The organism is Candidatus Microthrix subdominans (genome assembly GCA_016719385.1).
GTDB lineage: Bacteria > Actinomycetota > Acidimicrobiia > Acidimicrobiales > Microtrichaceae > Microthrix > Microthrix subdominans.
The window spans coordinates 61,167-87,613 of record JADJZA010000011.1 but is presented as its reverse complement, the minus strand read 5'-3'; the positions used below and the strand labels follow the sequence as shown (position 1 = coordinate 87,613).

25 protein-coding genes, 3 tRNA genes and 1 riboswitch are annotated in these 26,447 nt (G+C 70.7%); of the genes, 7 read left to right on the top strand and 21 right to left on the bottom strand.

The genetic code is table 11. The features are described from left to right. Positions 1-42: 42 nt before the first annotated feature. From hisF to hisB, 3 genes are read right to left on the bottom strand one after another with little or no spacing between them, the layout of a single operon-like run. Positions 43-834, bottom strand: coding sequence for an imidazole glycerol phosphate synthase subunit HisF (hisF, locus tag IPN02_19230; GenBank protein ID MBK9298918.1), 792 nt, complete (start codon positions 832-834; stop codon positions 43-45). Next, entirely contained in the window at positions 831-1,451 is a 621-nt protein-coding gene (hisH, locus tag IPN02_19225) for an imidazole glycerol phosphate synthase subunit HisH (protein ID MBK9298917.1), read from the bottom strand. Before hisH ends, hisF begins: the two co-directional genes overlap by 4 nt. Next, positions 1,448-2,071, bottom strand: coding sequence for an imidazoleglycerol-phosphate dehydratase HisB (hisB, locus tag IPN02_19220; protein MBK9298916.1), 624 nt, complete (start codon positions 2,069-2,071; stop codon positions 1,448-1,450). The genes hisH and hisB overlap by 4 nt, the downstream gene beginning before the upstream one ends. A 154-nt stretch (positions 2,072-2,225) precedes the next feature. On the opposite strand from hisB, the gene IPN02_19215 reads away from it, so the two are divergent. From IPN02_19215 to IPN02_19205, 3 genes are read left to right on the top strand one after another with little or no spacing between them, the layout of a single operon-like run. Next, positions 2,226-2,627, top strand: a complete 402-nt coding sequence (locus IPN02_19215) for a hypothetical protein (protein MBK9298915.1) — start codon at positions 2,226-2,228, stop codon at positions 2,625-2,627. Positions 2,628-2,664: 37 nt separating this feature from the next. Continuing rightward, positions 2,665-4,092, top strand: coding sequence for a right-handed parallel beta-helix repeat-containing protein (locus IPN02_19210; GenBank protein ID MBK9298914.1), 1,428 nt, complete (start codon positions 2,665-2,667; stop codon positions 4,090-4,092). A gap of 14 nt (positions 4,093-4,106) precedes the next feature. Further along, the gene (locus IPN02_19205) at positions 4,107-4,970 is read left to right on the top strand and encodes a DUF1996 domain-containing protein (GenBank protein ID MBK9298913.1); all 864 of its coding nucleotides are present in this window, start codon (positions 4,107-4,109) and stop codon (positions 4,968-4,970) included. Positions 4,971-4,975: 5 nt separating this feature from the next. Here the strand turns inward: IPN02_19205 and IPN02_19200 are convergent, their stop codons facing one another. From IPN02_19200 to hisD, 3 genes are read right to left on the bottom strand one after another with little or no spacing between them, the layout of a single operon-like run. Beyond that, a complete protein-coding gene (locus IPN02_19200; GenBank protein MBK9298912.1) occupies positions 4,976-6,001 on the bottom strand; it encodes a hypothetical protein in 1,026 nt (341 codons plus the stop codon). Between the two features lie 44 nt (positions 6,002-6,045). Next, positions 6,046-7,143 (bottom strand): aminotransferase class I/II-fold pyridoxal phosphate-dependent enzyme, encoded by a 1,098-nt coding sequence (locus IPN02_19195; protein ID MBK9298911.1) that lies wholly within the window; start codon positions 7,141-7,143, stop codon positions 6,046-6,048. Beyond that, entirely contained in the window at positions 7,140-8,426 is a 1,287-nt protein-coding gene (gene hisD, locus IPN02_19190) for a histidinol dehydrogenase (protein MBK9298910.1), read from the bottom strand. The genes IPN02_19195 and hisD overlap by 4 nt, the downstream gene beginning before the upstream one ends. A gap of 27 nt (positions 8,427-8,453) precedes the next feature. On the opposite strand from hisD, the gene IPN02_19185 reads away from it, so the two are divergent. Next, a complete protein-coding gene (locus IPN02_19185; protein ID MBK9298909.1) occupies positions 8,454-8,645 on the top strand; it encodes a hypothetical protein in 192 nt (63 codons plus the stop codon). On the opposite strand, the gene IPN02_19180 is transcribed toward IPN02_19185, so the two are convergent. From IPN02_19180 to IPN02_19170, 3 genes are read right to left on the bottom strand one after another with little or no spacing between them, the layout of a single operon-like run. After that, positions 8,631-9,635: an alpha/beta hydrolase gene (locus IPN02_19180; protein MBK9298908.1), complete on the bottom strand. Its 1,005-nt coding sequence runs from the start codon at positions 9,633-9,635 to the stop codon at positions 8,631-8,633. The genes IPN02_19185 and IPN02_19180 overlap by 15 nt on opposite strands. 17 nt (positions 9,636-9,652) lie before the next feature. Then, the gene (locus IPN02_19175; protein MBK9298907.1) at positions 9,653-11,044 is read right to left on the bottom strand and encodes a hypothetical protein; all 1,392 of its coding nucleotides are present in this window, start codon (positions 11,042-11,044) and stop codon (positions 9,653-9,655) included. A 6-nt stretch (positions 11,045-11,050) separates the two neighbouring features. Then, entirely contained in the window at positions 11,051-12,112 is a 1,062-nt protein-coding gene (locus IPN02_19170) for an NAD-dependent epimerase/dehydratase family protein (GenBank protein ID MBK9298906.1), read from the bottom strand. A 119-nt stretch (positions 12,113-12,231) separates the two neighbouring features. Between IPN02_19170 and IPN02_19165 the strand changes: the two genes are divergently transcribed. Next, positions 12,232-12,885: a glycosyltransferase family 2 protein gene (locus IPN02_19165; GenBank protein MBK9298905.1), complete on the top strand. Its 654-nt coding sequence runs from the start codon at positions 12,232-12,234 to the stop codon at positions 12,883-12,885. Positions 12,886-12,892: 7 nt separating this feature from the next. After that, positions 12,893-13,519, top strand: a complete 627-nt coding sequence (locus IPN02_19160) for a DUF2064 domain-containing protein (GenBank protein ID MBK9298904.1) — start codon at positions 12,893-12,895, stop codon at positions 13,517-13,519. A gap of 21 nt (positions 13,520-13,540) precedes the next feature. On the opposite strand, the gene IPN02_19155 is transcribed toward IPN02_19160, so the two are convergent. From IPN02_19155 to IPN02_19115, 9 genes are all read right to left on the bottom strand, one after another. Then, positions 13,541-13,614, bottom strand: a tRNA-Val gene (locus tag IPN02_19155). 49 nt (positions 13,615-13,663) lie between these two features. Next, on the bottom strand, positions 13,664-14,752 hold the full coding sequence (locus IPN02_19150) for a hypothetical protein (GenBank protein MBK9298903.1): 1,089 nt from the start codon (positions 14,750-14,752) through the stop codon (positions 13,664-13,666). 116 nt (positions 14,753-14,868) lie between these two features. Then, positions 14,869-14,939: transfer RNA gene (locus IPN02_19145), tRNA-Cys, on the bottom strand. A 20-nt stretch (positions 14,940-14,959) separates the two neighbouring features. Continuing rightward, a complete protein-coding gene (locus tag IPN02_19140) occupies positions 14,960-16,525 on the bottom strand; it encodes an FAD-binding oxidoreductase (protein ID MBK9298902.1) in 1,566 nt (521 codons plus the stop codon). Positions 16,526-16,674: 149 nt separating this feature from the next. Further along, positions 16,675-16,750 (bottom strand) — tRNA-Gly (locus IPN02_19135). 54 nt (positions 16,751-16,804) lie between these two features. Next, positions 16,805-17,968, bottom strand: a complete 1,164-nt coding sequence (locus IPN02_19130) for a hypothetical protein (GenBank protein ID MBK9298901.1) — start codon at positions 17,966-17,968, stop codon at positions 16,805-16,807. Between the two features lie 65 nt (positions 17,969-18,033). Next, positions 18,034-18,855, bottom strand: a complete 822-nt coding sequence (locus tag IPN02_19125) for a formamidopyrimidine-DNA glycosylase (GenBank protein MBK9298900.1) — start codon at positions 18,853-18,855, stop codon at positions 18,034-18,036. Then, complete coding sequence (locus IPN02_19120) at positions 18,843-20,009, bottom strand: aminotransferase class I/II-fold pyridoxal phosphate-dependent enzyme (protein ID MBK9298899.1); 1,167 nt, start codon at positions 20,007-20,009, stop codon at positions 18,843-18,845. The genes IPN02_19125 and IPN02_19120 overlap by 13 nt, the downstream gene beginning before the upstream one ends. Next, complete coding sequence (locus tag IPN02_19115; GenBank protein MBK9298898.1) at positions 20,006-21,283, bottom strand: homoserine O-acetyltransferase; 1,278 nt, start codon at positions 21,281-21,283, stop codon at positions 20,006-20,008. The genes IPN02_19120 and IPN02_19115 overlap by 4 nt, the downstream gene beginning before the upstream one ends. A gap of 48 nt (positions 21,284-21,331) precedes the next feature. Then, a riboswitch (SAM riboswitch) is annotated at positions 21,332-21,448 on the bottom strand. A 169-nt stretch (positions 21,449-21,617) separates the two neighbouring features. On the opposite strand from IPN02_19115, the gene IPN02_19110 reads away from it, so the two are divergent. Further along, a complete protein-coding gene (locus tag IPN02_19110) occupies positions 21,618-22,052 on the top strand; it encodes a hypothetical protein (protein MBK9298897.1) in 435 nt (144 codons plus the stop codon). Positions 22,053-22,099: 47 nt separating this feature from the next. Here IPN02_19110 and IPN02_19105 read toward each other — a convergent pair whose 3' ends face one another. The 3 genes from IPN02_19105 to IPN02_19095 all read right to left on the bottom strand — a co-directional run bounded on the left by IPN02_19105 (position 22,100) and on the right by IPN02_19095 (position 26,408). Beyond that, complete coding sequence (locus IPN02_19105; protein MBK9298896.1) at positions 22,100-23,125, bottom strand: hypothetical protein; 1,026 nt, start codon at positions 23,123-23,125, stop codon at positions 22,100-22,102. A 209-nt stretch (positions 23,126-23,334) separates the two neighbouring features. Continuing rightward, positions 23,335-25,233, bottom strand: a complete 1,899-nt coding sequence (locus tag IPN02_19100; protein MBK9298895.1) for an SAM-dependent DNA methyltransferase — start codon at positions 25,231-25,233, stop codon at positions 23,335-23,337. Positions 25,234-25,238: 5 nt separating this feature from the next. Beyond that, positions 25,239-26,408 (bottom strand): DEAD/DEAH box helicase, encoded by a 1,170-nt coding sequence (locus IPN02_19095; protein MBK9298894.1) that lies wholly within the window; start codon positions 26,406-26,408, stop codon positions 25,239-25,241. Positions 26,409-26,447 lie beyond the last annotated feature (39 nt).

Here is a 26,447-nt window from a genome sequence, read left to right as displayed (position 1 = left end):
CGGCGGCCTTTGCGGCGACGGTAGCACCGTCGGCGCAAGGGGCTAGGGAGCCTCGCTCCCCGGGGCGGACGGCCCGGGGCGGACGTCCACGCCGGCCGCAGCCAGGTGCGCTTTGGCCTCCCCGATCGTGTGCTCGCCAAAGTGAAAGATCGAGGCGGCCAGCACCGCGTCTGCGTGGCCCTCGGTGATGCCCTCGACCAGGTGGTCAAGGCCGCCGGCCCCGCCGGACGCAATCAACGGAACGGCGACTGTGCCCGCAACGGCGGCGGTCATCTCCAGGTCAAAACCGTCGCGGGTGCCGTCTCGGTCCATCGAGGTCAACATGATCTCGCCGGCACCCAGCTCGACGACCCGGGCGGCCCACTCCAGCGCATCGAGGCCGGTCGTGGTTCGCCCGCCGTGGATCACCACCTCGTAGCCGCTGGGAGCATCGCCCCGGCGGGCGTCGATCGAGACGACCACGCACTGGCTACCGAACTCGGCCGCCAGCGCACCGATCAGCCCGGGGTTCTCCACCGCAGCCGAGTTGATCGACACCTTGTCGGCCCCTGCCCGCAGCAGGCGTCGGGCGTCGTCGACCGACCGGATGCCGCCGCCGATCGTGAACGGGATGAACACCACCTCGGCGGTGCGCGCCACCACGTCGACGATCGTCTCGCGCTGATCGGACGAGGCGGTGATGTCGAGGAACACCAGCTCGTCGGCGCCCTCCGCGTCGTAACGGGCGGCCAGCTCGACCGGGTCGCCGGCGTCGCGCAGGCCGACGAAGTTCACCCCCTTGACGACGCGTCCTGCGTCGACGTCGAGGCATGGGATCACGCGGGCGGTCTTCATTGGCTCTCCTGGACACTGGTGACGAAGTTGTCGAGAAGATCGAGCCCGACGAGGCCCGACTTCTCCGGATGGAACTGGACCGCCCACACGTTGTCGCTGGCGACGGCGGCCACCCCCGGGCCGCCGTACTCGCAGGTGGCGATCACCGTGTCGTCCATCGGGGCGGCAAACGAGTGAACGAAGTACATCCAGGCGTCCTCGACCCCTGCGAGCAGGCGGTGGGTGGGCTCGGTGGCCTCGAGCCGATTCCACTGCATTTGGGGGTGCTTCACCCCGTCGGGCAGCCGACGGACGGTGCCCTCGAGCACCCCCAGCCCGGGGCGGCCCGGCGACTCATCGCTGGCGTCGTAGAGCAGTTGCATCCCGACGCAGATGCCCAGAAACGGCCGGCCGGAGGCTGCGAAGCTGCGAGCGGTTCCGGCCAACCCTGAGGCGTCGAGCGCGTCCATGCAGGCACCGAAGGCACCAACCCCGGGCAGCACTGCGGCTGCGGCGCCCTCGATCACGTCGGGGTCACTGACGAGCGCCGCATCTGCGCCAAGGTGTTGCAGGGCCTTTTCCGCCGAGCGCAGGTTGCCGATCCCGTAGTCGATCACGGCGATCTTTGGAGTGTTCACCGAGTCGGGGGCGACAGGGTGCCCTTGGTCGAGGGCACACCTTCCCCATCGACCCGCACCGCGTCGCGCAGGGTGCGGGCAAGCCCCTTGAACGTGGCTTCGATCAGGTGGTGGGTGTTGGTACCCGCCCGCTTGGTGACGTGCAGCGTGATCGCCGCCGACGTGGCGAAGCTGACGAGGAAGTGCTCGGCCATCTGGGGGTTGAACGGCGGGTTACCCAGCGGCAACGCCTCGTTGACCGGCAGGTCGACCACCACGAAGGGTCGGCCCGAGAGGTCGAGGGCCACCTCGATCAACGCCTCGTCGAGGGGGTAGAGCCCGCTGGCGAAGCGCCGAACGCCGGCCTTGTCGCCCAGCGCGTCCCGGAAGGCCTCGCCCAGGGCGATCCCCACGTCCTCGACGGTGTGGTGGCTGTCGACGTGCAGGTCACCGGTCGCCTTCACCTCGAGGTCGAACCCGCCGTGGCGGCCGATCTGGTCGAGCATGTGGTCGAAGAACGGCAACCCGGTCGACACCTCGACGGTGCCGGCGCCGTCCAGGTCGATCGCGATCGCGATGTCGGTCTCGGCGGTGGTGCGCCGCCTGGTGCCCGTGCGGCCCTCCGGTCGATCAGAAGTCATGGGGCCAGTCTGCCCCCCGAGGCTGGCTTGGGTGGAACCGGATTCCGGTTTCGAGCCATGATGTGCGCTCTCGGACCGGCGCTAGGGGGCGATCGTGGGATCACACAGGCGTTGGAGCGGCATCCGACTGGCCTCGTTATTCATGGTCGGCACGATGACGATCGCCACCGGTGCGTGTGCCGACGACGACGTCACCGCCGGGGCGCCCGAGGTGCCCGGGCCCGCCTACAGCGGCTCGGTTCGGGTGTCGGCGCTCGACAACATCTACCGACCCGAGGCGTTGAAGGTGGTGACCGACACCGAGGTGGTGTGGAGCAACGACGGCCGCAACGACCACAACGTGATCGAGAACCCCGACAACCAAGGGTCGGACGACGCTGGTTTCGGCGTGGAGACCGCCGACTTCGCCCCGGGTGACGAGTACTCGGCCACGTTCCCGACCCCCGGCGCCTACCGCTACTTCTGCTCGCTGCACGCCACCGCCACCGCCGGCTCGATGCGGGGCACGGTCGTCGTGGTCGACGCCGACTCGGCCACCGACGTGGTCGAGGGCTGAACCCAATCGCTCAACAGGACACTTCCCTTGGGGAATGATGACCAGACCACACACGCTCACCCGCTTGCTGGGGGTGCTCTTCGCGTTCGCGCTGTTGGCCTCGGCCTGCGGAGGTGACTCCGAGGACACGGACTCCGCCTCTGAGACCGACCAATCGGATGGGGATCAGGGCGCCTCGGGCACGACCATCTCGGTGCCCGAGGACCACCAGACGATCCAGGCGGCGGTCGACGCGGCCAAGCCGGGCGACATGATCATGATCGGCGAGGGCACCTACAACGAGGCGGTCGACGTCGAGACCGACCGCCTCACCATCCGGGGTGCAGATCGCAACACGACGATCCTCGACGGCCAGTTCAAGCTGGAGAACGGCATCCGGGTGCTGTCGGCCAAGGGCGTCGCCGTCGAAAACCTGACCGCACGCAACTACACGACCAACGGGTTCTTCTGGACCGGCGTCGACGGGTACCGGGGCAGCTACCTCACCACCTACCGCAACGGCGACTACGGCATCTACGCCTTCGACTCGGTCAACGGGTTGCTCGAGCACAGCTACGGGTCGGGCAGCCCCGATGCCGGCGTGTACATCGGGCAGTGCTACCCGTGCAACGCGGTGATCGACGATTTCGTCTCAGAGAACAACGGGCTCGGGTATTCGGGCACCAACTCCGGGGGCAACCTGGCGGTCGTCAACTCGGTCTTCCGCAACAACCGGGCCGGCATCGTGCCCAACTCGGGCAGCTACGAGCTGTGCTACCCCGAGCGGGAGACCTCGGTGGTCGGCAATCTGGTGTACTCGAACAACAACGGCGACACCCCGGCCATCGACGTGGCGCTGCTGGCGATGGGCAACGGCATCGTCGTCCCGGGCGGGGTGCGCAACACGATCGAACGCAACCGGGTGTGGGACCACACACGCACCGGCATCGGGCTGGTGCCGTTCCTCGAGGAGGACGCCAACGACAACATGCCGGAGGCCTCCGACTGGGAGCAGCCCTGCGACGAGCAGAAGGCCAAGCCGGCGACCGCACCCGAGGACGTCGAGAACCCGTTGCTGTGGAACCCGCAGGAGAACATCGTGCGCGACAACGTCGTCTCCGGGTCGGGCATCGCCGACCTGGGCATCGGTTCGGTCGACACCGACCTCTCCGAACTGGGCAACTGCTGGTCGAACAACGAGGCCACCACCAGCCGGCCCAAGGACCTCGAATCGCTGGCGCCCTGCGACGGCGACCAGGTGGGCGAGGTGGCCGCCAAGGGCTGGGACGTCGACGAGCTGGATGTGGTGAGCTGGCTGGCCGAGCAGGGCGACCAGCCCGAGCCCAAGGACTACCGGGACTCCCCCGAGCCGCCCGAGCAGGAGAACATGCCCGACGCCGCCACCGCGCCTGCCGAACCGGCCACCAACATGCCGCCCAAGGTGGACCTGGCCAGCATCGAGGTGCCCGAGAAGCCCGTTTCGTGAGGCGGGCGGGCCGGTTGGCCCTGACGGGAGCGCTGTGCGCGCTGATCGGCGTTGCGGCGTCCTGCGGCGGCGGCGGCGGTGACGATGCAGCGCGGGCCGAAGCGCTGGCCAAGCGGACCGGCCCACAAGGACGGGTCCCCCAGTTTCTGGTCGAATGCACGTTCAGCCACTTCGCCCCCGACGACCCGATCGTCTGGCCGGACGCACCCGGTCGCTCCCACAACCACACCTTCGTCGGCAACGACTCGGCCGAGGCATCGTCCACCGTTCAGTCCCTCGACCGAGCGGGGACGACCTGTCGCAACCAACAGGATCGGGCCAGCTACTGGGCACCGACGCTGTACGACCATCGCCAGCCGGTCGTCCCCGACAAGGCCGACGCCTACTACCGGCCGGGCCCGATGGTCGACCCGACCACCATCGAGACCTATCCGCACGGGCTGAAGATCGTGTCGGGCGACCACACCAAGAACGCCCAACCGCCGGAGGTGGCCCGCTGGAGTTGCGGCACCGGCGGCGAGCGCCAGGCGACGGCGCCCGAATGTCCGCCGGGGCGCAACCTCCGCCTGGAGGTGGTGTTTCCCGACTGCTGGAACGGGACCGATACCGACTCGGACGACCACCGCAGCCACATGTCCCGATCGGTGGGCGGGCTGTGCCCCGACACCCATCCCGTACCGGTGCCCGAGCTGATGTTGGCCTACACCTACCCGATCAGCGGACCGGGCCACGAACTGCTGCTCGCATCCGGGGACACCGGGACGGCCCACGCCGACTTCTTCAACGCCTGGGACCCCGACACGCTCGCCGGCGAGATCCGCTCGTGTCTGCACCGTCAGGTGATCTGCGGGGTGGCCTCCAACCGGCCGACCAGCTGACCGAGCTAGCCCAGTCGGTCGATCAACTCGCCGGCGCGGCCGCTGCCATCGGGGCGGGCCGAGCGGGCGCGCTCGACCGCCTGATCGAGGTTCTTGCGTGCCTTGCGGCCCGTCACGTTCGCCGACTCGAGCAGCGCCTCGGCCTGAGCCTCGGATGCGCCCTGGAGACGCTTGGCCGCCTTGTTCGCCTTCTTGCGGCTGCGACGGCTGGCATCCTGGGCGGCGTCGCGCAGGTCGTGTGCCCGCTCCTCGCCGGCGAGCCTCAGCGCCACCGCGCCGTCGACGGCATCCTGGCGGGCTCGTTCGACGGCCGCCTTGGCGTCGGCCTTGGCCCGCTTCCGCGCCTTGCGGCCCTTCACCTTGGCCGCCTCGGCCTCGGCCTTGGCGCTGGACAGCGCATCGGCCATCAACGTCTTCGCCTGCTTGCGGGCCTTCCGGGACGACTTGGCCACCGAGTCGGCCTCTGCCCGAGCGGCTTCCTTCAGCGACTTGCTCGCCTTCTTCGAACCATCGAGGGTGTCCTGGGCCAGCGCCTGCAGCTCGGCGCGCACCTCGTCGGAGGTCGCCTTGTTGCGCTTGGCGGCCTTGCGCGACAGCTTCTGCTGCTCGGCCTTCGCGGCCTTGGCCGCCTTCTTGCGGGAATTGCGGCTTTGCTTGGCCACTTTTTGACCCCGCTCACCGGCTGCACCGGCAACGTCGCCGCCTTCGACGCGGGCGACCTCGACCACCCGGTGGGCACTCTTCAGGCCGGCGTCGGCCAAGTCGGAGAGTTCCTCGCGGGCAGCGTCCGCCAGCTTGGCGGCCATCGTCTTGGTCTCCTCGAGCGTCTCGCCCAGCTCCTCGCGAGCCGACCCGGCCACCTCACCGGCCTGCGCCTTCAGCACGTCATAGAGCCGCTTGGCGCTCTGGGCGCCTTCATGGGCCTGTTCGGCGGCGGCGTCCTTGGCCTTCGCCGCCGCACGGGACGCATGCGCGCCCGTGTTGGCAACGGTGCTGCGAACGTCGTCGGCTGCGTCCTGGGTTTTGGTCATCGTTCCTCCGGGCAGTGAGCGTCGACCGCCGATCCTAGCGGCGGCTACCCGACGTTCAGTACCAAGCCGAGGGCATCGATAAACACCCGGTTCTCCTCGGGTGTTCCGACCGTGACCCGCAGGCAGCCCTCCAGCCCTGGCCACGATGCGCAGTTGCGTACGAGCACTCCCCGGTCGACCAGCGCCTGCCACACCTCCTCGCCCGAGCCGTCGTCGGGCCGGAACAACAAGAAGTTGGCCGAGGACGGCCAGGTGCGCACCGGCAGCTCCGCGAGCCGGGCCTCGATCCAACCTCGCTGCTCGGTGATGCGCGACACCCGCCGGTCCATCTCGCCGACGTAGTCCAAGGCCAGCTCGCCGGCGGCCTGGGTCATCACGTCGAGGTGGTACGGCAGGGCCACCCGCTCGAGATCCTCGATCAGCCAGGTGGGGCCCAGCAGGTAACCGAGGCGCACCGCCGCCATCGACCAGGTCTTGGAGAAGGTGCGGGTGACGACCATCGGTACTGCGTCGGCATCGTCGACCCCGCGCACGAGCTCGATCGCCGACCAGGGGGCGAACTGCCCATAGGCCTCGTCGACGACCAGCAGCGTGCCGGTCTCACCGCACGCCTCCAGGGCGGCCCGCACCGTGTCGGGATCCTCGGCGACGCCGGTCGGGTTGTTGGGGTTGCAGAGAAACACCAGGGCCGGGCGATGGCGGGCGATGGCCTCGCCGACCGTGTCGGGCGCGAGGGTGAAGTCCTCGGCCCGAGGCTCGCTGACGACCTCGGTGCCGGTCACCCGGCAGATGTGGCTGTGCAGCGCGTAGGTGGGCTCGAACGTCAGCGCGCGGCGCCCGGCCCCGCCGTAGGCCAGCGCCAGGCTCTGCAGGACCTCGTTCGACCCGTTGGCGGCGAACACCCGGTCGGGCGTCGTCCCCTCCACCTCGGCGATCCGGGTACGCAGCGCCTCGGCGCCCCGGTCGGGATAGCGGTTCCAATCGGCGCCCGCCAGCGCCTCGGCCAGGCGAGGGCCGAAGTCGGCCGGGGGCGGCTCGGGTGCCTCGTTGGTGTTCAGCCGCACCGCAACATCGAGCTGGGGCGAGTGGTAGCCGGGGATGAGCGCGACGTCGTCGCGCACCGCCGGACGGATGAGGCTCATCGGCCGATCCCCCGCTGGCGCACCGATTGGGCGTGGGCGATCAGGCCCTCCGCTTCGGCGAGGGCGATCACGTCGTCGCCGAGTCGTTCGAGCGCGTCCCGGTCGAGGGTGACCGTGTGGTGCTGGCGCAGAAAGTCGTCGACGGTGAGCGCCGAGGAGAACCGGGCGGTGCCGCTGGTCGGCAGCACGTGGGAGGGGCCGGCGACGTAGTCGCCGACCGAGGCCGGGCTGAATCGTCCGCAGAACACGGCGCCCGCGTTGCGCACCCGCGCCGCAACCGCCTGGGCGTCGGCGAGGTGCAGTTCGAGGTGCTCGGGGGCGATGTGGTCGCTGACCGCCAGGGCGCCGTCGAGGTCGTCGACGAGCACCGCGTGCCCGGCGCTGGCCAGCGTCGCCTCGATGTCGGCCCGGCGGGGGGCCCGAGCCACCTGGGCAGCGATCTCGACGTTGATCGCAGCGGCGACGTCGGCGTCCCAGGTGATCAGCCAGGCCAGCCCGTCGGGCCCGTGTTCGGCCTGGAGGATGACGTCGGCCGCCGAATCCCCAGCGGGCACGCTGCCATCGGCGATGACCACCACCTCGGAGGGGCCGGCAAAGGCGCTGGGCACGCCGACCTGCCCGGCGACCTCGCGTTTGGCCAGCGCGACGAAACGATTGCCGGGCCCGCAGATGACGTCGACCGCCGGGATCGATTCGGTCCCGTACGCCAGCGCAGCGATCGCTTGGGCCCCACCGACGGCGTAGACCTCCTCGACCCCCGCCGCCCGGGCCGCCGCCAGGGTCACCGGGGTCACCCCGTCCGGCCCGGCGGGCGGCACGCACACCGCCACCTGGTCGACCCCGGCGACCAACGCCGGCACGACGGTGTGGATCACCGTCGAGGGGTAGGCCGCTCGGCCGCCGGGCACATAACAGCCGGCCCGCGTCACCGGGGAGTACGAGGACATGATCCTCACCCCGGTCGTCGGGTTGACGAACTCGCTCGGAGCGCGCAGCTGGTGGCGGTGGTAGGCGGCGATCGAGTCGACCGCCCGTTGCAGCGCCCCCCGAACCGCCGGATCGGTCGCCTCCCAGGCGCGATCGATCTGCTCGTCGCTCACCCGCAGGGCCTCGAGCTGCGCACCGTCGAAGCGGGCGGTGAGCTCGATGAGGGCGGCGTCGCCCTCGGAGCGGACCCTGGCGATCAGGTCGCGCACCACCGTCAGCGGCTCATCGCCCGCCAGGTCGGGACGGGGAAGGTCGGAGGTGGGGTCGGGTGCCCCGCGACGGTCGAGAACGTTCAGCACGAGCGCGCAGGCTATAACAGGCCGATGAGCATCGTCGCCGAGCTGTCCGCCCTGTCCACCGCACTGGACGAGCTCACCGCGAGGGTCGTCAACCTGGCCGACGCCCGAGGCTCCGACGACGAGGACCCGATCCGATCGGACCTCCAGGAGGTGGAGCGCCACCTCACCCAGGCCGGTCGGCGGGTGGCGAAGTCGCTGCGCTCACTCGATGTGTGAGGGCATCTCGTTGCCGACCGAGAACGTGGTGAGCAGCGACGCCAGCTCTCGGGGCCGATCGCCCTGCACCGAATGGCCTGCATCGGCGACCGACGTCACCCAACCGTCGGGCTGACGGCGCAGAAACTCCGCCTCGTCCTCATCGTCGACCACCGGCGAGGTCGCTCCGCGCACGAGCAGGGTCGGCATCTCCAACGCCGAGACCGCCCGCCACAGGTCCTCGTGGGCGTCGTCGCTGCGCTGGCCCATCGGGCGCCGGTCGTAGTTCCACACCCACGACCGGTCCTCTTGGCGATGGGCGTTGTGCAGGATTCCCCGACGCAGTGAGGACGCGCTGCGCGTCGGGTTGAACTCGGTGGTGCGGGCGAAGATCTCGGCGAAGCTGGGGAACGACTGCGGGCCCTCGATGAAGGCGTGCACGTCGGCGGCCTTGTCCCGGGTCACGCCGGGGGTGATGTCGACGAGCGCCAGTCGGCGACAACACGAGGGACGAGCGGCGGCAAGCGCGAGGGCGGTCAGACCACCGAGGGACATCCCGACCAGCGCCTCGGGAACAAACCCGAGGCGGTCGAGTGCGGCACCGATCGTGGCCGCCGAGGTGGCCGGATCGTAACGACCGTCGCTGCGCCAACCCGATGAGCCGTGCCCGGGCAGGTCGAAGGCCACCGCATCGACGGTGGGATCGGTGCCCAGCACCGGCGTGAGCGCCGGATCGGACAGGGCGAGCAACACCGTGTCCCAGGTGTGGGCGTTCTGGGCGCCACCGTGCAGAAACACCCACTGCGGGGGGCCGCTCCCCCAGCGGAGATACGACAGCGGGGGCTCGCCGCCGCCAACATCGACCCGGTGACGGGTCACGTTGGGAACCTCGGGGCCGCCCAGGTCGTACTCGGCGCGGTTCTCGTCGAAGAACGCAAACTCGTCGTAGACGAAGTCCGGGTCGTCCGGGTCGTGATCCGCGTGATCGGGGTGGTGGCTCACCGCAGTCATTCTTACCAGGGCGGTGCTTACCAGGGCGACGCAAACGTCACAGCCAGCACAATCCCCGAGGCCAGCTGCGCCGCCAGCGCCGGGCGCTGCCAGCGGATCGGGATGGCGGCGGCCGCCACGGTCAGCCAGGGAACGAACGGCAGCCAGATGCGCTCGACCTCGCCCTTGGACAACCCGGACACCTCGGCGGCGGCCAACCCGGCGAGCACCCCTCCGACCAGGATCCAGGCACCGGCGCGGCGACGACCCGGAAGCGACACCAGGACCACCGGCCCCACCGCGATCGCCAGCGCCAAGAGGTTGGACAAGCGAAAGAAGCCGCCGGGCCTCAGCGAGGCGATGCCCTCGTGGTAGGCGGTCACCGTCACCCGAAGACCGTCGAGCAACCAGAAGCCGGCCCACGCCATCAGCGCCACCGGCACCACCGCCCCCAGCACCGCCAGGCCGGCCGGTGCCCACCGGCGTCGCCACGCCAACAACGCCAGGCACAGCCCGGGCGGGACGAGAAACAGCGGTGCCCCGTAGGTGCCCAACACGAGCAACCCGGCGAACGTCCCTCCGAGGGCGGCCATCGCACCACCCGCCCAAGTCGGTCGAGCCCCACCCTCTCCCGGCGCAACGCAGCGTCCTTCCCCCGAACGCGGCCAGGCGCCGCTGCGCACCGCCGCCAACGCCAGCGCTGTGCCCGAGGCCACCGCCACCGCGGCAAACACGGCGTCCATCGACGTGGCCACCCACAGCACCGACGGCGTCAACCCGACGAACACGGCCGCCCGTCGGGCCTCCCGCTCGGTGGCCAGCGCCCGCACGGCGATCAGCACCAGCGGGCTGGCCAGGCATGCCACGCCCACCAGCACCAGCGCCGTGCCGCTCGCCCCGCGGATGCCGATTCGATCCAACGCTTCCAGGCCGAGCACGGGCCCGGGCGGGTGGCCCTGCACATGGATGGGATAGACGCGCAGCTCGTCGACGAACCGGCCGATGAACACGAGCGGGTCGGTCGGCGAGTTCCGCACGGCAGCGAGGTATTCATGGGGGTCGTCCAACGGTGCGCCGAGGCCCGTCCATCCGCCGGGCAGGTTGATCGCCAGGGTCCATCCCAGGCTGACCAGCCAGGAACCGGCGAGCAGCCCCACCCAGCTCAGGGTGCGCGTCAGCCTCGGCCACCAGACGACCAGCGCGCCGCCGAGCAGTGCCGCAACGATCAGCTCCGGGGCCCAGTCGGTCTCCCACAGGCCGAAGAGCGGTGCGGCGCCGAGCATGATCGTTCCGCCCGAGTCCCAGATGTGTTGCTGCCAGGCCCCCATCACCCAGAGCAGACCAACCCCGACGACGAGGATCGCCAGCCCCGAGGCCACGCGCCACGGGGACCAGCGGGCCGGCTGATCGTCGATCGGATCCGTCGTCACCGGGTCTTACACCTGGGCTGGGGGACGCCGCAACGGGGCATGGACGAACTCGGCCAGGCCAACCTCGGGCGCCACCCGCGCGCGGAAGCCCAATGCCTCGCTGGCTAGCGCCGGATCGGCGGTGACGTGGCGCACGTCGCCGGCCCGGTAGCGCCCGACCACCTCGGGTTCCAGGCCCCGCCCGTCCTCAACCGCCATCGCCGACGCCATCCCGAGCAGGGTGATCGGCCGACCCGAGGCGATGTTGAGCGCCCCTCGGTAGGGCTCCGAGCGCTCGAGGCCGGCGACGTTGGCGGCGGCCACGTCGGCAACGTGGACAAAGTCCCGCCGCTGCCCCCCGTCCTCGAACACCTGGGGGCAGGTGCCCGCCTCGAGCTGGGAGCGAAAGATGGACGCCACGCCGGCGTAGGGCGTGTCGCGGGGCATCCGGGGCCCATAGACGTTGTGATAGCGCAGCGAGGTCGTCACCACCCCCAGCTCGGCCTCGGCCGTCGCGCACAGGTGTTCCTGGGCCAGCTTGGTCGTCGCGTAGACGTTGCGCGGGTCGAGCGGGGCGTCCTCGGGCACCAGTTCGGTCGACAGCTCGCTTCCGCAAAGCGGACACCGGGGCTCCCAGCGCCCGGCCTCCAGGTCGGCGCTGCGCCGGGCCAGCGGCACGACGACGCCGTCGGACTCACAGCGGTAGCGCCCCTCGCCGTAGACCACCATCGACGAGGCCAACACGATGCGGCCCGACCAGCCCGCAGCCGACATCGCCCCGAGCATGACGGCGGTGCCCAGGTCGTTGTTGGTGACGTAGGCCGGAGCGTCGGTGAGGTCGACGCCCAGGCCCACCTTGGCCGCCTGATGACTCACCGCATCGAGGCCGTCGAGCATCCCGTGCCAGGTGGCCGGATCGGCGACGTCGGCCCAGCGCCACTCCGCCTCGGGGTTGAGCCAGTCGGGGGCGCCATCGTGGGCGGCCGGACCGAGGTTGTCGATCACCACCACCCGGTGGCCCGCCTCGATCAGCTGATCGACGATGTGGGAGCCGATGAACCCGGCCCCGCCGGTCACCAGCACGTTCATGCCCGTCCTCCCATGTCCCGATCTCCCGTGTCACGACTTCGTCGGGTAGGTCCCGGTGTTTCGGTCGCCTACCGTGTGTCAGCTTGGACGCCGCATCGCCCGCACCACCAAACGACGCCATCGCCGTCGATGTCGTCCTGCCCGCCCTGGACGAGGTGGAGGGCGTCCGCTGGCTGCTCCCCCGGCTCCCAAGCGGCCACCGGGCGATCGTGGTCGACAACGGTTCGACCGATGGCACCGCCGAGGCGGCGGAGGCGGGCGGTGCACTCGTCGTGCGAGAGCCGACCAAGGGGTTTGGCGCCGCCTGTTTCGCCGGGCTGAGCGCCGCCACCGCACCGGTGGTGGCGTTCATGGACGCCGACGCCAGCTTCGACCCCGCCGACCTGCCGAAGGTCACCCAGCCGGTGCTGGAAGGCCGAGCCGACCTCGTCCTCGGGGCGCGTACGCCCGAAGGCCGGTCGGCCTGGCCGCTGCACGCCCGGGTGGCCAACCGGTTCCTCGCCTGGGAGTTGCGTCGACGTGCCGACGTCGACCTCACCGACCTGGGTCCGATGCGGGCCGCCCGCCGCCGGGACCTCCTGGCGCTGGGGATCGCCGATCGACGATCCGGCTGGCCCCTCGAGATGGTGTTGCTCGCCGCCGAGGCAGGCTGGGACATCGAGGAGGTGGCGGTGCGGTATCTGGCGAGGGCGGGGCGATCCAAGGTCACCGGGACGATCCGAGGCACGATGACCGCAGTATCCGACATGAGCCGGGTCCTCGCCCGTGGCTGAGCGCGACCTGACCGTCATCGTGTTGGCCAAGGCCCCAGTACCCGGTCGGGTGAAGACCCGCCTGTGCCCGCCGTGCACCCCCGAGCAGGCGGCAGCGCTGGCGATGGCCGCCGTACTCGACACCCTGCACGCCGCCGCCGACGTGGATGCCACCCGGCACCTGCTCGTGCTCGACGGCGACCCGGGGGGCTGGGTTCCCGACGGCTGGGAGGTGGTGCCCCAGTGCGACGGTGGCCTGGACCGTCGCCTTGGAGCCGCTTTTGCCGCCGCCGGTGGGCCGGCGGTGCTCGTCGGCATGGACACCCCGCAACTCGATCCGGCCGTCGTGGCCCGGGCCGGTGCCGCCGTGGTCTCCGCACCCGGCGTCGGGGTGCTGGGCATGGCCAACGACGGCGGGTTCTGGATCGTCGCCCTCTCTGCGGGCGGGCCAGAGGACTTCGAGGGTGTCCCGATGAGTGACGCCAACACGGGCGCCCTCCAGCTGGAGCGGTTGATCGAGCGGGGACACCGGGTGGAGCTGGTCGAATCGCTCACCGACGTGGACTCGTGGGATGAGGCGCGGGTGGTCGCCGGCGCTGCGCCGACGGGCCGCTTCGCCACCGAGGTCGAACGCGTCGCCGCCCGCCTCGGCTGAGGCGGGCGGCGATCTCTCGGGTGGGCCGTACAGGATTCGAACCTGTGACCCCCTGCGCGTCATGCAGGTGCGCTAGCCAACTGCGCCAACGGCCCGTGAAGGCTCAACCTTACCGCACCGCCGCAGTACCCATGATCCCAGGGATCAGTTTTTCGGGCGGGATGCCTGCTTCTTGCCCCGACCCAGGAACGTGCCGACCAGGCCGAGCACGGCACCCGCCAAGCACAACCACAGCCCGATGAGCGCGTTGGCCTCATCGAGTTGCAGGGACACGAGCAGGTACACCACCCATCCCAGGCCGGCGAGCGACCCGACCAGCGCCAGCGTGCGCTTCAGTGCACCGACGCCGCTCTTCATCGAGGCGAGGTACAGCACACCGGCGATGACGAGCACCGCTCCCGCCGCCAATGTGCCAGGGGCCCCCCAGAGTTTGTCCTGGGCATTCTTGAACCCGGTGAGGACCACCCGCTGGCCCCCGACGAGCCCCTCGCCCCAATCGAGAAAGCTGCCGACGATCAGCGCCACACCGCCGAGCAACAACAACAGGCCCCCGAAGAGGGCCATCGGCCCGCCACCCCGGGTTGGCCCGGTCGGCGCGGCCGGCTGCTGAGGTACCCCGTAGGGCTGCTGATACTGCTGGGGCTGGTACTGCTGTTGGGGCTGCTGGTACTGCTGGGGCTGGTACTGCTGTTGGGGCTGCTGGTACTGCTGCTGGGGCGGTCCCGCCGGCTGTTGCTCCACCGGCGGCTGCTGGAAGATCGGCTGTTGCATCGTGGGCGGTGAGCCGGGCACGGTCCAGCTGCCGGCCGGCGGGGCCTGGGGGCCGGAGGGCGGCGGAGCCGTCGGCTGCTGCCACTGCTGGGTCGCCTGCTGATCCCAGGACTGAGGTGCGGCCCCCGACTGGTCGTCCCCGGCCGGCGAGAGGTCCGACCATGCGGGCGCTCCGGGTTGGGCTTGGCCCCCCGCTTGGACCTGGGGTTCTTGCGCGGTCGGTGGCACGTAGGGCGGCGGCTGGCTCGCAGGCCGGGCCTCAGCCGAGGCCTCTGCCGGGGCCTCTGCCGGCACCTCGGGCTCGGGCTGGGGCTGGGGCTGGGGTGATGCCTCCTGGTGCTCCGGGGCTGGGTCGCTCGGTTCCGTTCGGCCGGCCTCACCGACCGTCGAGGTGTCGCTCGCCTCGTCCGGGGACGGTTGATCGCCGCCGTTCGCGTTGGTGGCCTCGTCGTTACTCGCCATCGGTCCTCCTCGGTGTCACCTCGACCTGACCAACCAAGGTAGTCACTCGAGGTCCCCGCTCAGGGGAACGCCGAACGCGAAGCGGGGCCGGACCCTGACAGGTCCGGCCCCAACCGAGGCCACGACCGGATTCGAACCGGTGTACAAGGCTTTGCAGGCCTCTGCCTAACCACTCGGCCACGTGGCCACGAGCCAGCATCGTACCTGCTACGCCGGACCAATCAACACTCCGGGATTCATGACGCCGTTCGGGTCGAGGCGTCCCTTGACCGCAGCCAACGCCTCCGCGAACAGTTGCGGCCGTTGCCGGTCGTAGGCGGGGCGGTGATCGCGGCCGATGGCGTGATGGTGCGTTGCGGTCGCCCGCTGCGCATCGATCACCTCCATCGAGGCCGCTTTGACGATGTCCCAGCGGTCCACCCGCTCGGACGCGCTCGTCGGCCGGTCGCCGATCGGTCGGGCGAGCACCGTGTAGTAGGGCGCCAAACCGTCCGGGTAGGCGTGGGTGATCCGCATCGACACGATGCCATCGAGCCCCGCCTCGGCCATGGCGGCCTGAAGCCCGGCGCGCAGCGCCGCATCGGTCTCGGCGAAGCGGCTCCACAGGCAGGCGGTCTCGAAGGTCTCGATCACCGCTCCCAGGGCGATCAACGCATCGCGCCGATAGGGCGCCCGCAGGAACGATGAGCGCCACGCCTCCTCGGCGCCGGCCCGCCCGGAGGACGCCCCCTCGGCGTCGGGAACGGCGGGGTCGTGGCGGATCGAGACCCCCTCGTCGTCCACGACCCCGGAAAAGTCCCGGCACAGCGCCAGCGCACGGTGCAGCGGTTGGTCCAGCGGATGATCGGCGCCCTCGAACCCAACGATCAGGACGGCGCCGGTGCCGCCAGGAACGTCGGTGCTGGCCAGCAGCGCCTCCACCGGATCGAGCAGGCGGCAGTTGCTGGGCCAGAGCCCGCTTTGAGCCAGCGCCCGCAGCGCGTCGACGGCGTCGGTCATGGCGGCGAAACCCACCGAGGCCGACGCCCGGTACGCCGGTCGGGGCTGCACACGCAGCCAGGCGTCGCAGATGATGCCCAGCGAGCCCTCCGATCCGAGCACCAGCCGGTCGGGCGACGGCCCGGCCCCGCTGCCGGGTAGGCGACGGCTCTCCCATGGCCCAGCGGGCGTCTCCATCGTGATCGATTCGACGAAATCATCGATGTGGGTGGGTCCGGTGGCGAAGTGGCCGCCGGCCCGGGTGGCCACCCATCCGCCGACCGTTGAAAACTCGAAGCTCTGGGGGAAGTGCCGCAAGGTCAGACCGTGAGGGCGCAGCGCCTCGTTGACGGCGGGGCCGTAGGTGCCGGCGGCGAAGTGGGCCGCCCGGTCGGTCGTGTTCAGCTCCAGGAGGCCCGATAGGGCCTCCAGGTCCACCGAGACCGCCGGGCCTCCCACGTCGGGCTCCACGCCACCGCAGACCGACGACCCGCCGCCGTAGGGGATCACCGCCACGTCGACGTCGCCCGCCCACCCCAGTATCGACGCCACCTCGGTCCGGCTCGATGGGCGCAGCACCGCATCGGGCGGATGGTCGAAGCGACCGGCGTGGGCACGTGCGACGTCGCGGTACGACCGCCCGTAGGCGTGCTGGGCACGGTCTCGGACGTCGGTCGACGCCATCTGCGCCAGCGAGCCGGGCACGGCCACCCTCGGCCTTGGCAAGGCCAGATCGCGCACCGCCACCGCCGTCGACGGGGCCAGGTCGTCCCAGCCCAACCGGCGATGCAACATGGCGGCCAGGCCATCCTGATCGGCGATGGTCGGCTCATCGGCCGCCCTCCCCCACGCCCAGTGCGATCTCATCGTGTGCCCCCCCTCGTTCGATGAACGATATCCCCCAAAAACGCCGGTACCCCCCGGCAGAACCGGGGGGTACCTCATGGAGCGGACGACGAGGTTCGAACTCGCGACCTCAACCTTGGCAAGGTTGCGCTCTACCAGCTGAGCTACGTCCGCACGGCCTGAGACTGTACTACACGACCCTCGACGGATTCCTATCGCTCGCCGCAGTCAGGACTCGTCACCATCGGGCTCCTCGGGTCGCACGACCCGCACCCCACGCTGGTATCCCCGGTCTTCGGGATCGGGTGGTGGAAGGGGGGGAACGTCGGGCCGGTGGCCACCGCCGACGCCCTCACCCCAAGGGCCGGCCGGGCGGTCGCGACGACGGCGCCGCACCACCACTTGCGGTTCATCCTCGCCGGGTCCGTCGCCGCTCGCCGGCGGCCGCTTCGGGGCGGACGTCGTGACGATCGCCGAGTCCTCGACGGGCTGAGGCGGCTGCGGAACCCGACGGGCCTTGGTCGGCTCCCGCTCGACGGCCCGTTCGACGTGTGGGCGGTTCTCCGCATCTGCGAAGGGCCTGTCCGGTTGTGGCGGCAGGTCCTCGGGGGCTGGCACCTGATAGGCGCCGCGACCTTGGGGCGTAGGCGGCACCGCATCGGGCGGCGGAACCTCTGGCCGCCCGGGCGACGCTCCCGAACCGAGGGTGCTGATGTGCTCACCCAGGGGATCGGCGGCATCGACCGGCGCCGGCGGCGGGTCCTTGGGCGGGACCGGGGACGACCCTGAAGCCGGATGCCCGGGTTCGCCGAGCGGTGACGACGGGAAGCTGGCCATCACCCGGCGGCCAGGCGCCGGCTGCGCAGGCGGCGCAGCCTGGTCATCGGGCAGCTGGGCGTCGGATGGGCGCACAGCGGCCATCGGTGCCGGACCCGAGGCCGGGACGTCGGGCCGAGCCGGCTCGTCGTCGGGCTCGGCATCGTCGAAGTCGGCATCGTCGCCATCAGCGTCGGCGTCGGCGTCGCTGCCCTCATCGTCCTCGGGTGCGGTCGACTTCCAGAACAGCAGGGTGGCCACGGCGATCACCGCCGCCAGCACGAGCAGTCCGATGATGATCAGGTTGAGCAGCTTCTCGTCGCCTTGGGCCGCGTCGTCGGGCGTCGGGGCACTGTTGCCGTCGTCGGCGATCGCATCCGGCGGCACGGTCTGATCCGCGGGTGCCTGGGCGTCGGCCACAGTGGTCGCCGGTTGGGTCGCAGCGGGATCCGTGTCCTGAGCCCCGGCGATGCCGACGGCACCCAGGCCCAGCATGGCGCTCCACGCCGCCACGATGAGGGCGGCCCGGGCCACCCGTCGGCGTCCCGGTTGGTTGGTGGTCAACTCCAGCTGCACGCAGCACTCCTTGAATGGGCTCCTCGTGGCCCTCGGCCGCCCTCCAGTCAAGCACGAACCGCCGCTCAAACCGGTGACGCTCCCCACCGTGGGCGTCTCTGATGCAGCGAACACCACCAGGTGGTGCGCCCACCGACGCGCCCTCGCACCAGCGGGGCACCGTCACGAGGGCAAACGCCGTCGGGGGCCCGCTGGGGCTGAAGGTCACCGGTGTGGGATCCACCACGCTTCGAGAGCTCGGCGACCACCAACGCGATCGTGTCGGCCAGCAGTACGAGCTCGTCGTCCTTCAGCGTTCCGGCCGGCGTCTCGGGGTGCATCCCGGCCCGCCACAGCACCTCGTCGACGAGCAGGTTGCCCAAGCCGGCCAAGCGTCGCTGATCGAGCAGCGCCGCCTTCAACGGCGTCGTGGTCGTCCCAAAGGCGTCGGCGAGTTGCTCGGCGTGGATGCCGACCGCGTCGGGACCCAGGTCGGACAGGTCGGCATCGAGCTCGACCGAGCCCAGGCGCCGAGCATCCTCGACCGCCAGGCGGTGCGCCACCTCCTCGCCGGGGTGTTGAAGCGACAGCGCGAACCGCACCCACGCCTCCTCGCTGCGTTTGGGGCCGTACACCAGCTCGTCGATCGGGGCGTCGTCGTCCCACAGCAGCCGCCCGGTCATGCCAAAGCGCAGCGCCAACGTCGGCCCATCGGTACCGAGCAGCACCACTTTGCCCAACCGCCCCACCTCGACGACCTCGGTACCGACCAGCGCCGAGGCCAGGTCGTCGCCGCTCAGCCCGCCCCGCACCCAGGAGGGATCGGCCAGCATCACCTCCACGATGGTCGCCCCCACCGCCCGCCCGGCCGCCCTGGCGTAGGCGGCCGCCTCGATCAGCTCGGGCACGCGTCGAGCGCGCTCAGCAGATCGCTGACCACGTCGTCGGGATGCTCGAGGCCCACCGAGATGCGCACCGTGCCCGGGCGGATGCCCGCCGCTTCCAGCTCGTCGGGAAACAGGCTGACGTGGGTCGTCGACGCCGGATGGGTCACCAGCGTTTCCGGGCCACCGAGCGACGGCGCCAGCTGAGCGATCCTGGTCGACTCGACAAACGCCCTCCCGGCTTCGAGTCCGCCGCTCAAGTCGATGGTCAACAGACCGCCGGCCAGGTCCATCTGGGCGGCCGCCAGTTCGGCCTGTGCGAAGCCGGGCAGCCCCGGATACACAACCTCGGCCACCTTGGGGTGATTCGACAACTCGGTGGCCAGCCGGGTGGCGGTCTCGGTCTGGCGGGCCACCCGAACGCCCAGCGTGCGCAGGCCGCGCAGGCCGTTGACCGCATCGAAGGGCGACGCGTTGGCGCCCTGCAGCACGGCGAAGCCCCACACCCAGTCGAGCAGCTCCTTCGACCCGGCCACCACGCCCAACGAGGCGTCGTTGTGACCGGCGAGCGCCTTGGTGGCCGAGTGCAGCACCAGATCGACCCCGTAGCTCAGCGGGCGCTGGGCCAGGGGCGTGGCGAAGGTGGAGTCGACGACGGTCATCGGTCCGGCGATCGCCCCCAGACGTCGCAGGTCGACCAGGTCGAGGCGGGGGTTGGCCGGGGTCTCCGCCACGCACAGCACGGTCTTGCCCGGCCGGATGGCGGCCTCCCATGCGTCCGGGTCGGTGCCGTCGACCGCGGTGACCTCGATCCCGAAGCGGGGACACACCGCCGAGAACAGCATCTGGGTGCCGGCGTACAGGCGGTTTTGGGTGACGATGTGATCGCCGGTGGAGCACAGGCCCAGCACGACCGCCGACATCGCCCCCATGCCCGAGGCGAACGCCCGCGCCGCCTCGGCTCCTTCCAACTCGGCGATCGCCTCCTCGAAGGCGGCCACGCTCGGGTTGCCGTAGCGGCTGTAGAAGTTGGTCGACCCGGGTGCGCTCGCCAGGCGTCGGCCCTCGTCGACGCTTTCGAGGGCGAAGGTGGTGGATGCGTGCATCACCGGGGCCAGCGCCCGGCCGTCGGCGGAGCGGCCGGCGCGGATGGCCGTCGTCTCGAGATGGTCGGTCACGGTCGGCCTCTTTCGTCGGTGCGGTCGGGTTGGGCGGGGTGGTCGTCGTTCGGCTCACCGGCCGGTTCGTCGCCGGCGAGAAAGCTCGACACGATCGGGCCGATCTGATCGATCGCCAGAAGAAACCCGTCGTGGCCCTCGCTGCTGTGGATCGACCGGAAGCCGGCGGTGCCGCCGGCCGCCCGCAGGCCCCGGTACAGGTCGAGCTGCTGATACGGAGGGTAGAGCGCGTCCGAGTCGATCGAAATCACCTGGACCGGTACGGTGATCCGGCGCAGCGCCGCTTCGATCCCGCCCCGTCCGCGGCCAAGGTCGTGGAGGTCCATCGCCCGGTTCATACGCAGGTAGCTGTTGGCGTCGAAGCGTCGAGACAGCTTGTCCCCGTGGTAGTCGAGGTAGCTCTCGACGTCGTAGCGGACCGCGGCGTCGAGGTCGCCGCGCGCCGCCACACGAGCCCGTCCAAACCGTTCGGCGTAGGCCGACTCGCTGCGGTAGGTGATCTGGGCCACCGATCGCGCCACGGCCAGTCCGGCGTGGGGGCCACAACCCGGGGCCCGGCCGTAGTAGTCGCCGCCGGCAAAGTTCGGGTCGTTGGCGATCGCCCGCCTGCCGACGAGCGACCAGCCGATCTGTTGCGCCGAGGCCGCCGTCGTCGTCGCCATGGCGACGAGCCGTCCCAGACGGTGGGGGTACATCACGGCCCACTCCAGCCCCTGCATGCCCCCCATCGAGCCGCCGACCACCGCATGCCACACCTCGATGCCCAAATGGTCGGCGAGGTCGGCCTGGGTGCGGACCATGTCACGAATCGTCACCCACGGAAAGCGGGACCCGTAGGGCCGACCCGTGCCCGGTTCGGGGTGGGCAGGCCCGGTGCTGCCCTGGCTACCGCCCAGCACGTTGGGGCAGACCACAAAGTAGCGGTCGGTGTCGATCGGGCGCCCGGGGCCGATCATGGCGTCCCACCATCCCGGCGTCGGGTGCGCCGGCCCCGCGCGACCGGCCGCATGGCTGTCACCGGTCAGCGCATGGGGCACGAGCACGGCGTTGTCGGCGGCCTCGTTCAGCCGTCCCCAGGTTTCGTAGGCGACGGTGACCTCGGAGAGCTGGCCGCCCGCTTCGAGCTTCAGGGTGCGCCCCCGCCCGACCGGCGCAAACCGGCGGCGGCCCGGCGGGTCACCGGGCACCCAGGCACCGCTGACCGGCAACGGATCCTGTGACGCTGGCGCGCCCGATGACTGATCGGGTGTTCGCTCGGTGGGGGCAGTGGTCATGGACGCTCGGGGGTAGGTGAACCGCGGCGTCGGGGCAACACACATGGCGACGGACACGTTGGTTGTCCCGGTGGACCGCATCCCCACCGCTAGGCGGGATGGCACCTTGGGTGTCCGTCCCAGGTTGCCGGACCCGACACCAACGGGTCGCTCGAAATGCTGTTGACGAGCCGAAGGGTAGTCCAGGGGCCATCCGGCCGCATGTTGGGGAAGCGCTGGGTTTAGCCGTGGCAAAAGGCGTACCCTTGCCCCGATGGATCTCGTCGAGTCAGCCCCGGAGCACGCGTCGAGCGAGTCTCCCCCCGTGACGACCGCCCCGGCTCCCGGCTGCCCCATGCACGCAGGTTCCGAGGAGGCCGTCGCCCTGTGCCCCATGGATGCGGCCGCTCTCGCCGCCGGCACCCCCGAGCGCTCCGCCTGGGATCTTCGGGCGCGCCGGGTGCTCCGCCTCCCCGCCGACGCCCCCCGGGAGAGCCTCCTCGGCGCCAACAACGCCTTCGCCAAGTCGATGTGGATCTCGGCGACCCGCTGCCTGATCACCTACGTGGCGCTCCCCCTGCTCGGCCCCATCGTCGGGCTCTCCGGCGTCTTCGGACCGGTGTTGGGCATCGTGTTGTCGCTGGTGTCGATGACGGCGATCTTCTTCTCGGTACGCAGGTTCTTCGCCGGCGATCACCCCTGGCGTTGGCGCTACTCGGTGATCGGCGGTGGCGTGTTCATCCTGTTGATCGTCCAACTGTTTCAGGACGCCCACACGCTGCTCAGCTGACCGGTCCCGACCCCGAGGGCCTCCGCCGATGGCTGCGCCCGGGCGGGTCAGAAGTCGATGACGACTCGCGCCGGTCCAGTGAGTTCCGATGTGTCCTCGACGGCTGTAACGCCTTCGATGAGCCAGGAGTTGGCCCCATCGCGGTTGACCGACCCCACGACCGTCGACTTGAAGTCGGTGGATGCGGGCCCGCGAACGTCGCCGTCAAAGGAGACGACCACGCGGTCCGAGTCGTCGGTCACGTCCCATGGCGGCACCGGTCCGGCGAACTCGAAAACCACCCGATTCCTGCTGCCCTCATCGCCGGTCCGAACTTCAACCAGGTTGTATGTCGCCCGTGCGCCGGACTCGTCAGGCGGAGCGGTTGCCGAGGCGAAGGTCGGACCGGAGAGGTCGACCACCAACCGGTTCGGCCCATCCAGCCACTCGTGTGTCATGACAACGCCGGCGGGAACCGGCACCGTCCACCGGGTGCCCGCCTCCCCCACCACCGGGGTACCGATTCGGGAAGTGTCCAGGATTTCTTGATCCATCGCACCTCCGATCTGGTTCTCGGTGAACTGCACGGTCAGTTCCGAGCCAGACACCCCCACGTTCACGTCGGGTCGCGGACCCGACGTGAACTCGAACACCAGACGGCTGTAGTCGTCGTGCTCGCCGGTGCGAACTTCGACCAGGTTGAACCTCGGTGCTACCGGAACGGCCGTCCGCTGCGGCAGGGGCTTGGGGGCCGCGGTCGGTTTGGTGGTCGCGACCGTGCCCGCCTCCCCGCCTGCAACCAGCGTGGTCTTCGCCAGGGAGAAGTCGGGGGCGTCCGTTCGAAGGGACACCTCGCGCCCGGCCGTCACGGCGCAGTTTGTGAACTCGAAGTCCAAGCGGTGTGACGAACCTGCATTCGGCACCTCGTCGAAGCTGAACTTTGCCGAACACAACACCTCGGAGGTGTCCACCCCGACGACCTCCCATCCCGCTCCCATGGTGAAGCTGCGCCCATCGGGCCAGCAGTCGGGAACCTCGACGTCAACCTGCGCGCGGGTCGACGCTCCGCCTTGCACCCCCGTAGCTGTGGCCACAAGACCCGATGTGCACCGTTCTCCTGCGTCGCCTGATGCGGTCTCGGAACCGCTGCCTTCGCCGCTCCCACATGCACCCAGCGCCACCACGAGCAGGCTCGTCACAACCAGTCGAACGGATCCGGTCCTGTGTGATGAACGCCGCACCGATGCCCTCCAGATTCTTCGAACGAACGGTGGTCGATCCCACCGAAGCGTATTCGGGGAACCTAGTTCGCCGGTGGCGGTCCCGCCAGAGTTTCGAACCATGCACGTACCTCGTTGCCATTGCCGATTCCCGACGCTCTCAACATGAGCTCGCGCACCGCCTGCATCGTTGCGGGATCGACGCCTGAACCCAGTGAGCACCGGCCTGCGAGCAGCGCCGCCGCCTCGTCCCACGGCTCCCGGTGAACCGGCAGCTCCAGGTCGGCGAGCACGGAGGTCGACACCCGCACGCCCGCTCGACCCAGGCCACTGCCCGCCATCGCGCTGACGACGGCCAGGGTGCTGACCGGGGAGCACAGCACGGCCAACAGGTGGGCCAGGTCAATACCGTCGGGCACCCCGCTGATCACCGGGGTGAGCCCGATGGCCCGGCCCTGACCGTCGGGAGCGGCCTCGATCACCCGGGTCTGGCTGGCGACGAGCACCTTGGGCACCAGCTGGCGCCGGGCCCAGGTCGCCCCCGGGTGATCCGGGTCGTCCAGCGCAGCCAGCGCAACGACCGGCGCCCGCCATGGACGCTTCCCGAACCGCATCGGCTTGCGCCCCCATCGACACACACCGGGGTCGATCAGCCCGGACGAAACCAGCGCCGCATACCCCGCCGGGAGGGCACGGTCCGCCATCTGCTCGTCCGGTGCCGCGCCGTCGAAGCCCGGGGCCTCCTTTGCCAGCTCGAGCATGGCGTAGTACTCGTCGCGAAACCCGGCGCTGAACCGGGCGACCTCGCCCAGGCGGCCGGCGGACCGACCGGTCGGCGACCGCAGCGCCGGCAACCCCTCGGCGGTGGCGACCAACGCGCCCCAGCTGTCCTGGCGCAGCACGTCGGCCGGCACCCGCCCGACCTCGTGCTCGGCCTCCGCCCCGCCGACCACCCGCACCTCCGTGACCCGAGCGCCCCTGCGGATGAGCACGGGTGCCCACACCTCGACCGATGCCCCAAACCCACCGTCGCCCACCCAGGCGGCGCACACCTCGGTTCGGCGGACCAACTCGGCCCGAACGGCGCGCGCATCGCGGGCCGCCAACACCGAGCGGGGTTGGACGAGGCACACCGCTCCCCCAACCGAGATCAACTCGGTCGCCGCCAGCAGAAACAGCGCAGCCGTGTCGGTGTAGGCCCCGACCGCTGCCCCGAAACGGGAGGCCAACGATGCGCGGCGCTCGGCATCGTGGCGGGTGCCCGCCCGAAGCTGGGCGAGGAACGGCGGGTTGCCGACGATCAGCCCGACGGCATGGTCGCCGACCGACGCCACCAGCTCCTCGGGTTGGGTGAGGGAGTCGCAGCACGTCAGCGCAGGCTCGTTCAGGGCGACGCCGACGCGGTGACCACCCTCGTCCAGCGCCCACCTGGCCAGCGCGGCCCGAGCGACGACCAACGCGTCCGCGTCGAGGTCGGCTCCGACCAGGCGGGTGAGCGCCTCGTTGGCCGTCGGCGGGTGAGCAGCGGGGTCCGACGGGTCGGTCGAGGTCGCAACCAGGTGACGGGCGACCGCCACCAGGAACGCACCGGCGCCACAGGCCGGATCGAGGGCGACCTCGCCCTCGACAAGCGCGGCGCCCTCGGCGCGTCCACCGGCCGGACGAGCCCCCACCGCCAGCGCCACCAGGCCCGAGGCCAGCGCCGGACGGGTGAAGTGCACGCCGGCCGCCCGACGGGCGGCGTCGGCCAGCATCAGCTCGTAGAGCGGACCCAGCAGGTCACAGATCGGCACCCCGGCCGGAGGATCGAGGGCACTGGCCGAACCTCCCGACAGGTGATCGACGACGTCGCACCACCCGGGCAGGTCCGATGGCGCCCGGCCGTGAAGCGCCAGGGTGGCCACGGCAGCCAAGGGGGCGACCCCGTCGGCCCGAAAGTCCGAGGCGGTCCGTGCCAGCCAGCGCCCGGCCGGGTCGGACAACGCGTTCAGACGCTTTCCGACTCCAGCTCGTCGAACACGGCCAGGTTTTCCAGCCTGGAGTCGTTGGAGAACACCTCGACCATCGGCAGCTCCAGGCCAAGCCGGCGCTGGATGCGCCGCACCTCGAGCTCGTCCTTCCACAGCACCAGGCTGACCACCCGGCCCGACGCGCCGGCCCGTGCGGTCCGGCCCGAGCGGTGCAGGTAGGTCTTGTGGTCGGCGGGCGGATCGAAGTGGATCACGACCTGGACATCGTCGACGTGGATGCCACGGGCGGCCACGTCGGTGGCCACCAAGGCGCCGAGGCGGCCCTTCATGAAGTTCGACAGCGCCTTCTCACGATGCTTCTGGGGCACGCCGCCGTGCATCGCCTCGGCCTCGATACCCAAGTCGTTCAGTTCCTGGGCAACCCGGTCGGTCCCGTGCTTGGTGGCGCAGAACACCAGCGTGCGACCGGTGTTCTCGATGATCGACGCCGCCACCTTGGCCTTGTCGCGATCGTGCACCTTGAGGAACGTGTGGTGCATCTCCTCCACGGTCTCACCCTTGGAGGCCACCTCGTGGAAGCTCGGGTCCTCCTGGTAGCGGCTGACCAGCGTGTTGACCACGCCATCGAGCGTCGCCGAGAACAGCAGGGTCTGGCACTTGCCCTCGACGTTGCGAAGGATCCACTCCACCTGAGGCAGGAAGCCCATGTCGGCCATGCGGTCGGCCTCGTCGATGACGATGTGGGTCACCTCGGACAGGTCGAGCGCATCGCGCTCGATCAGGTCGATGGCGCGACCGGGCGTGGCAACGACCAGTTCGACGCCTCGGTTGAGCGCCGCGATCTGCTTCTCGATCGGGGCGCCGCCGTAGATGGCGAGCACCCGTACGTCGGTGCCCTCGCCCAACGGGGCGAGTTCGTCGCGCACCTGGGTCGCCAGCTCACGCGTCGGGACCAGGCAGATCGCAGTCGGACGCTTGGGACGGGCGGTCTCCAGCTGCTGCAGAAGCGGCAGGCCGAACGCCAGGGTCTTGCCCGAACCGGTCTTGGCCTTGCCAAGAACGTCTCGGCCGGCCAACGCGTCGGGGATGGTCAGGGTTTGGATGGGAAAGGGCGAGGTGATGCCCCGCTCGGAGAGGTTGTCGACCAAAGCAGGGTCGACGCCGAGATCAGCGAAAGTTTTTGTCATGTTGCGCACTCACGTTACTGCCAGCGGACGGCCAAACCA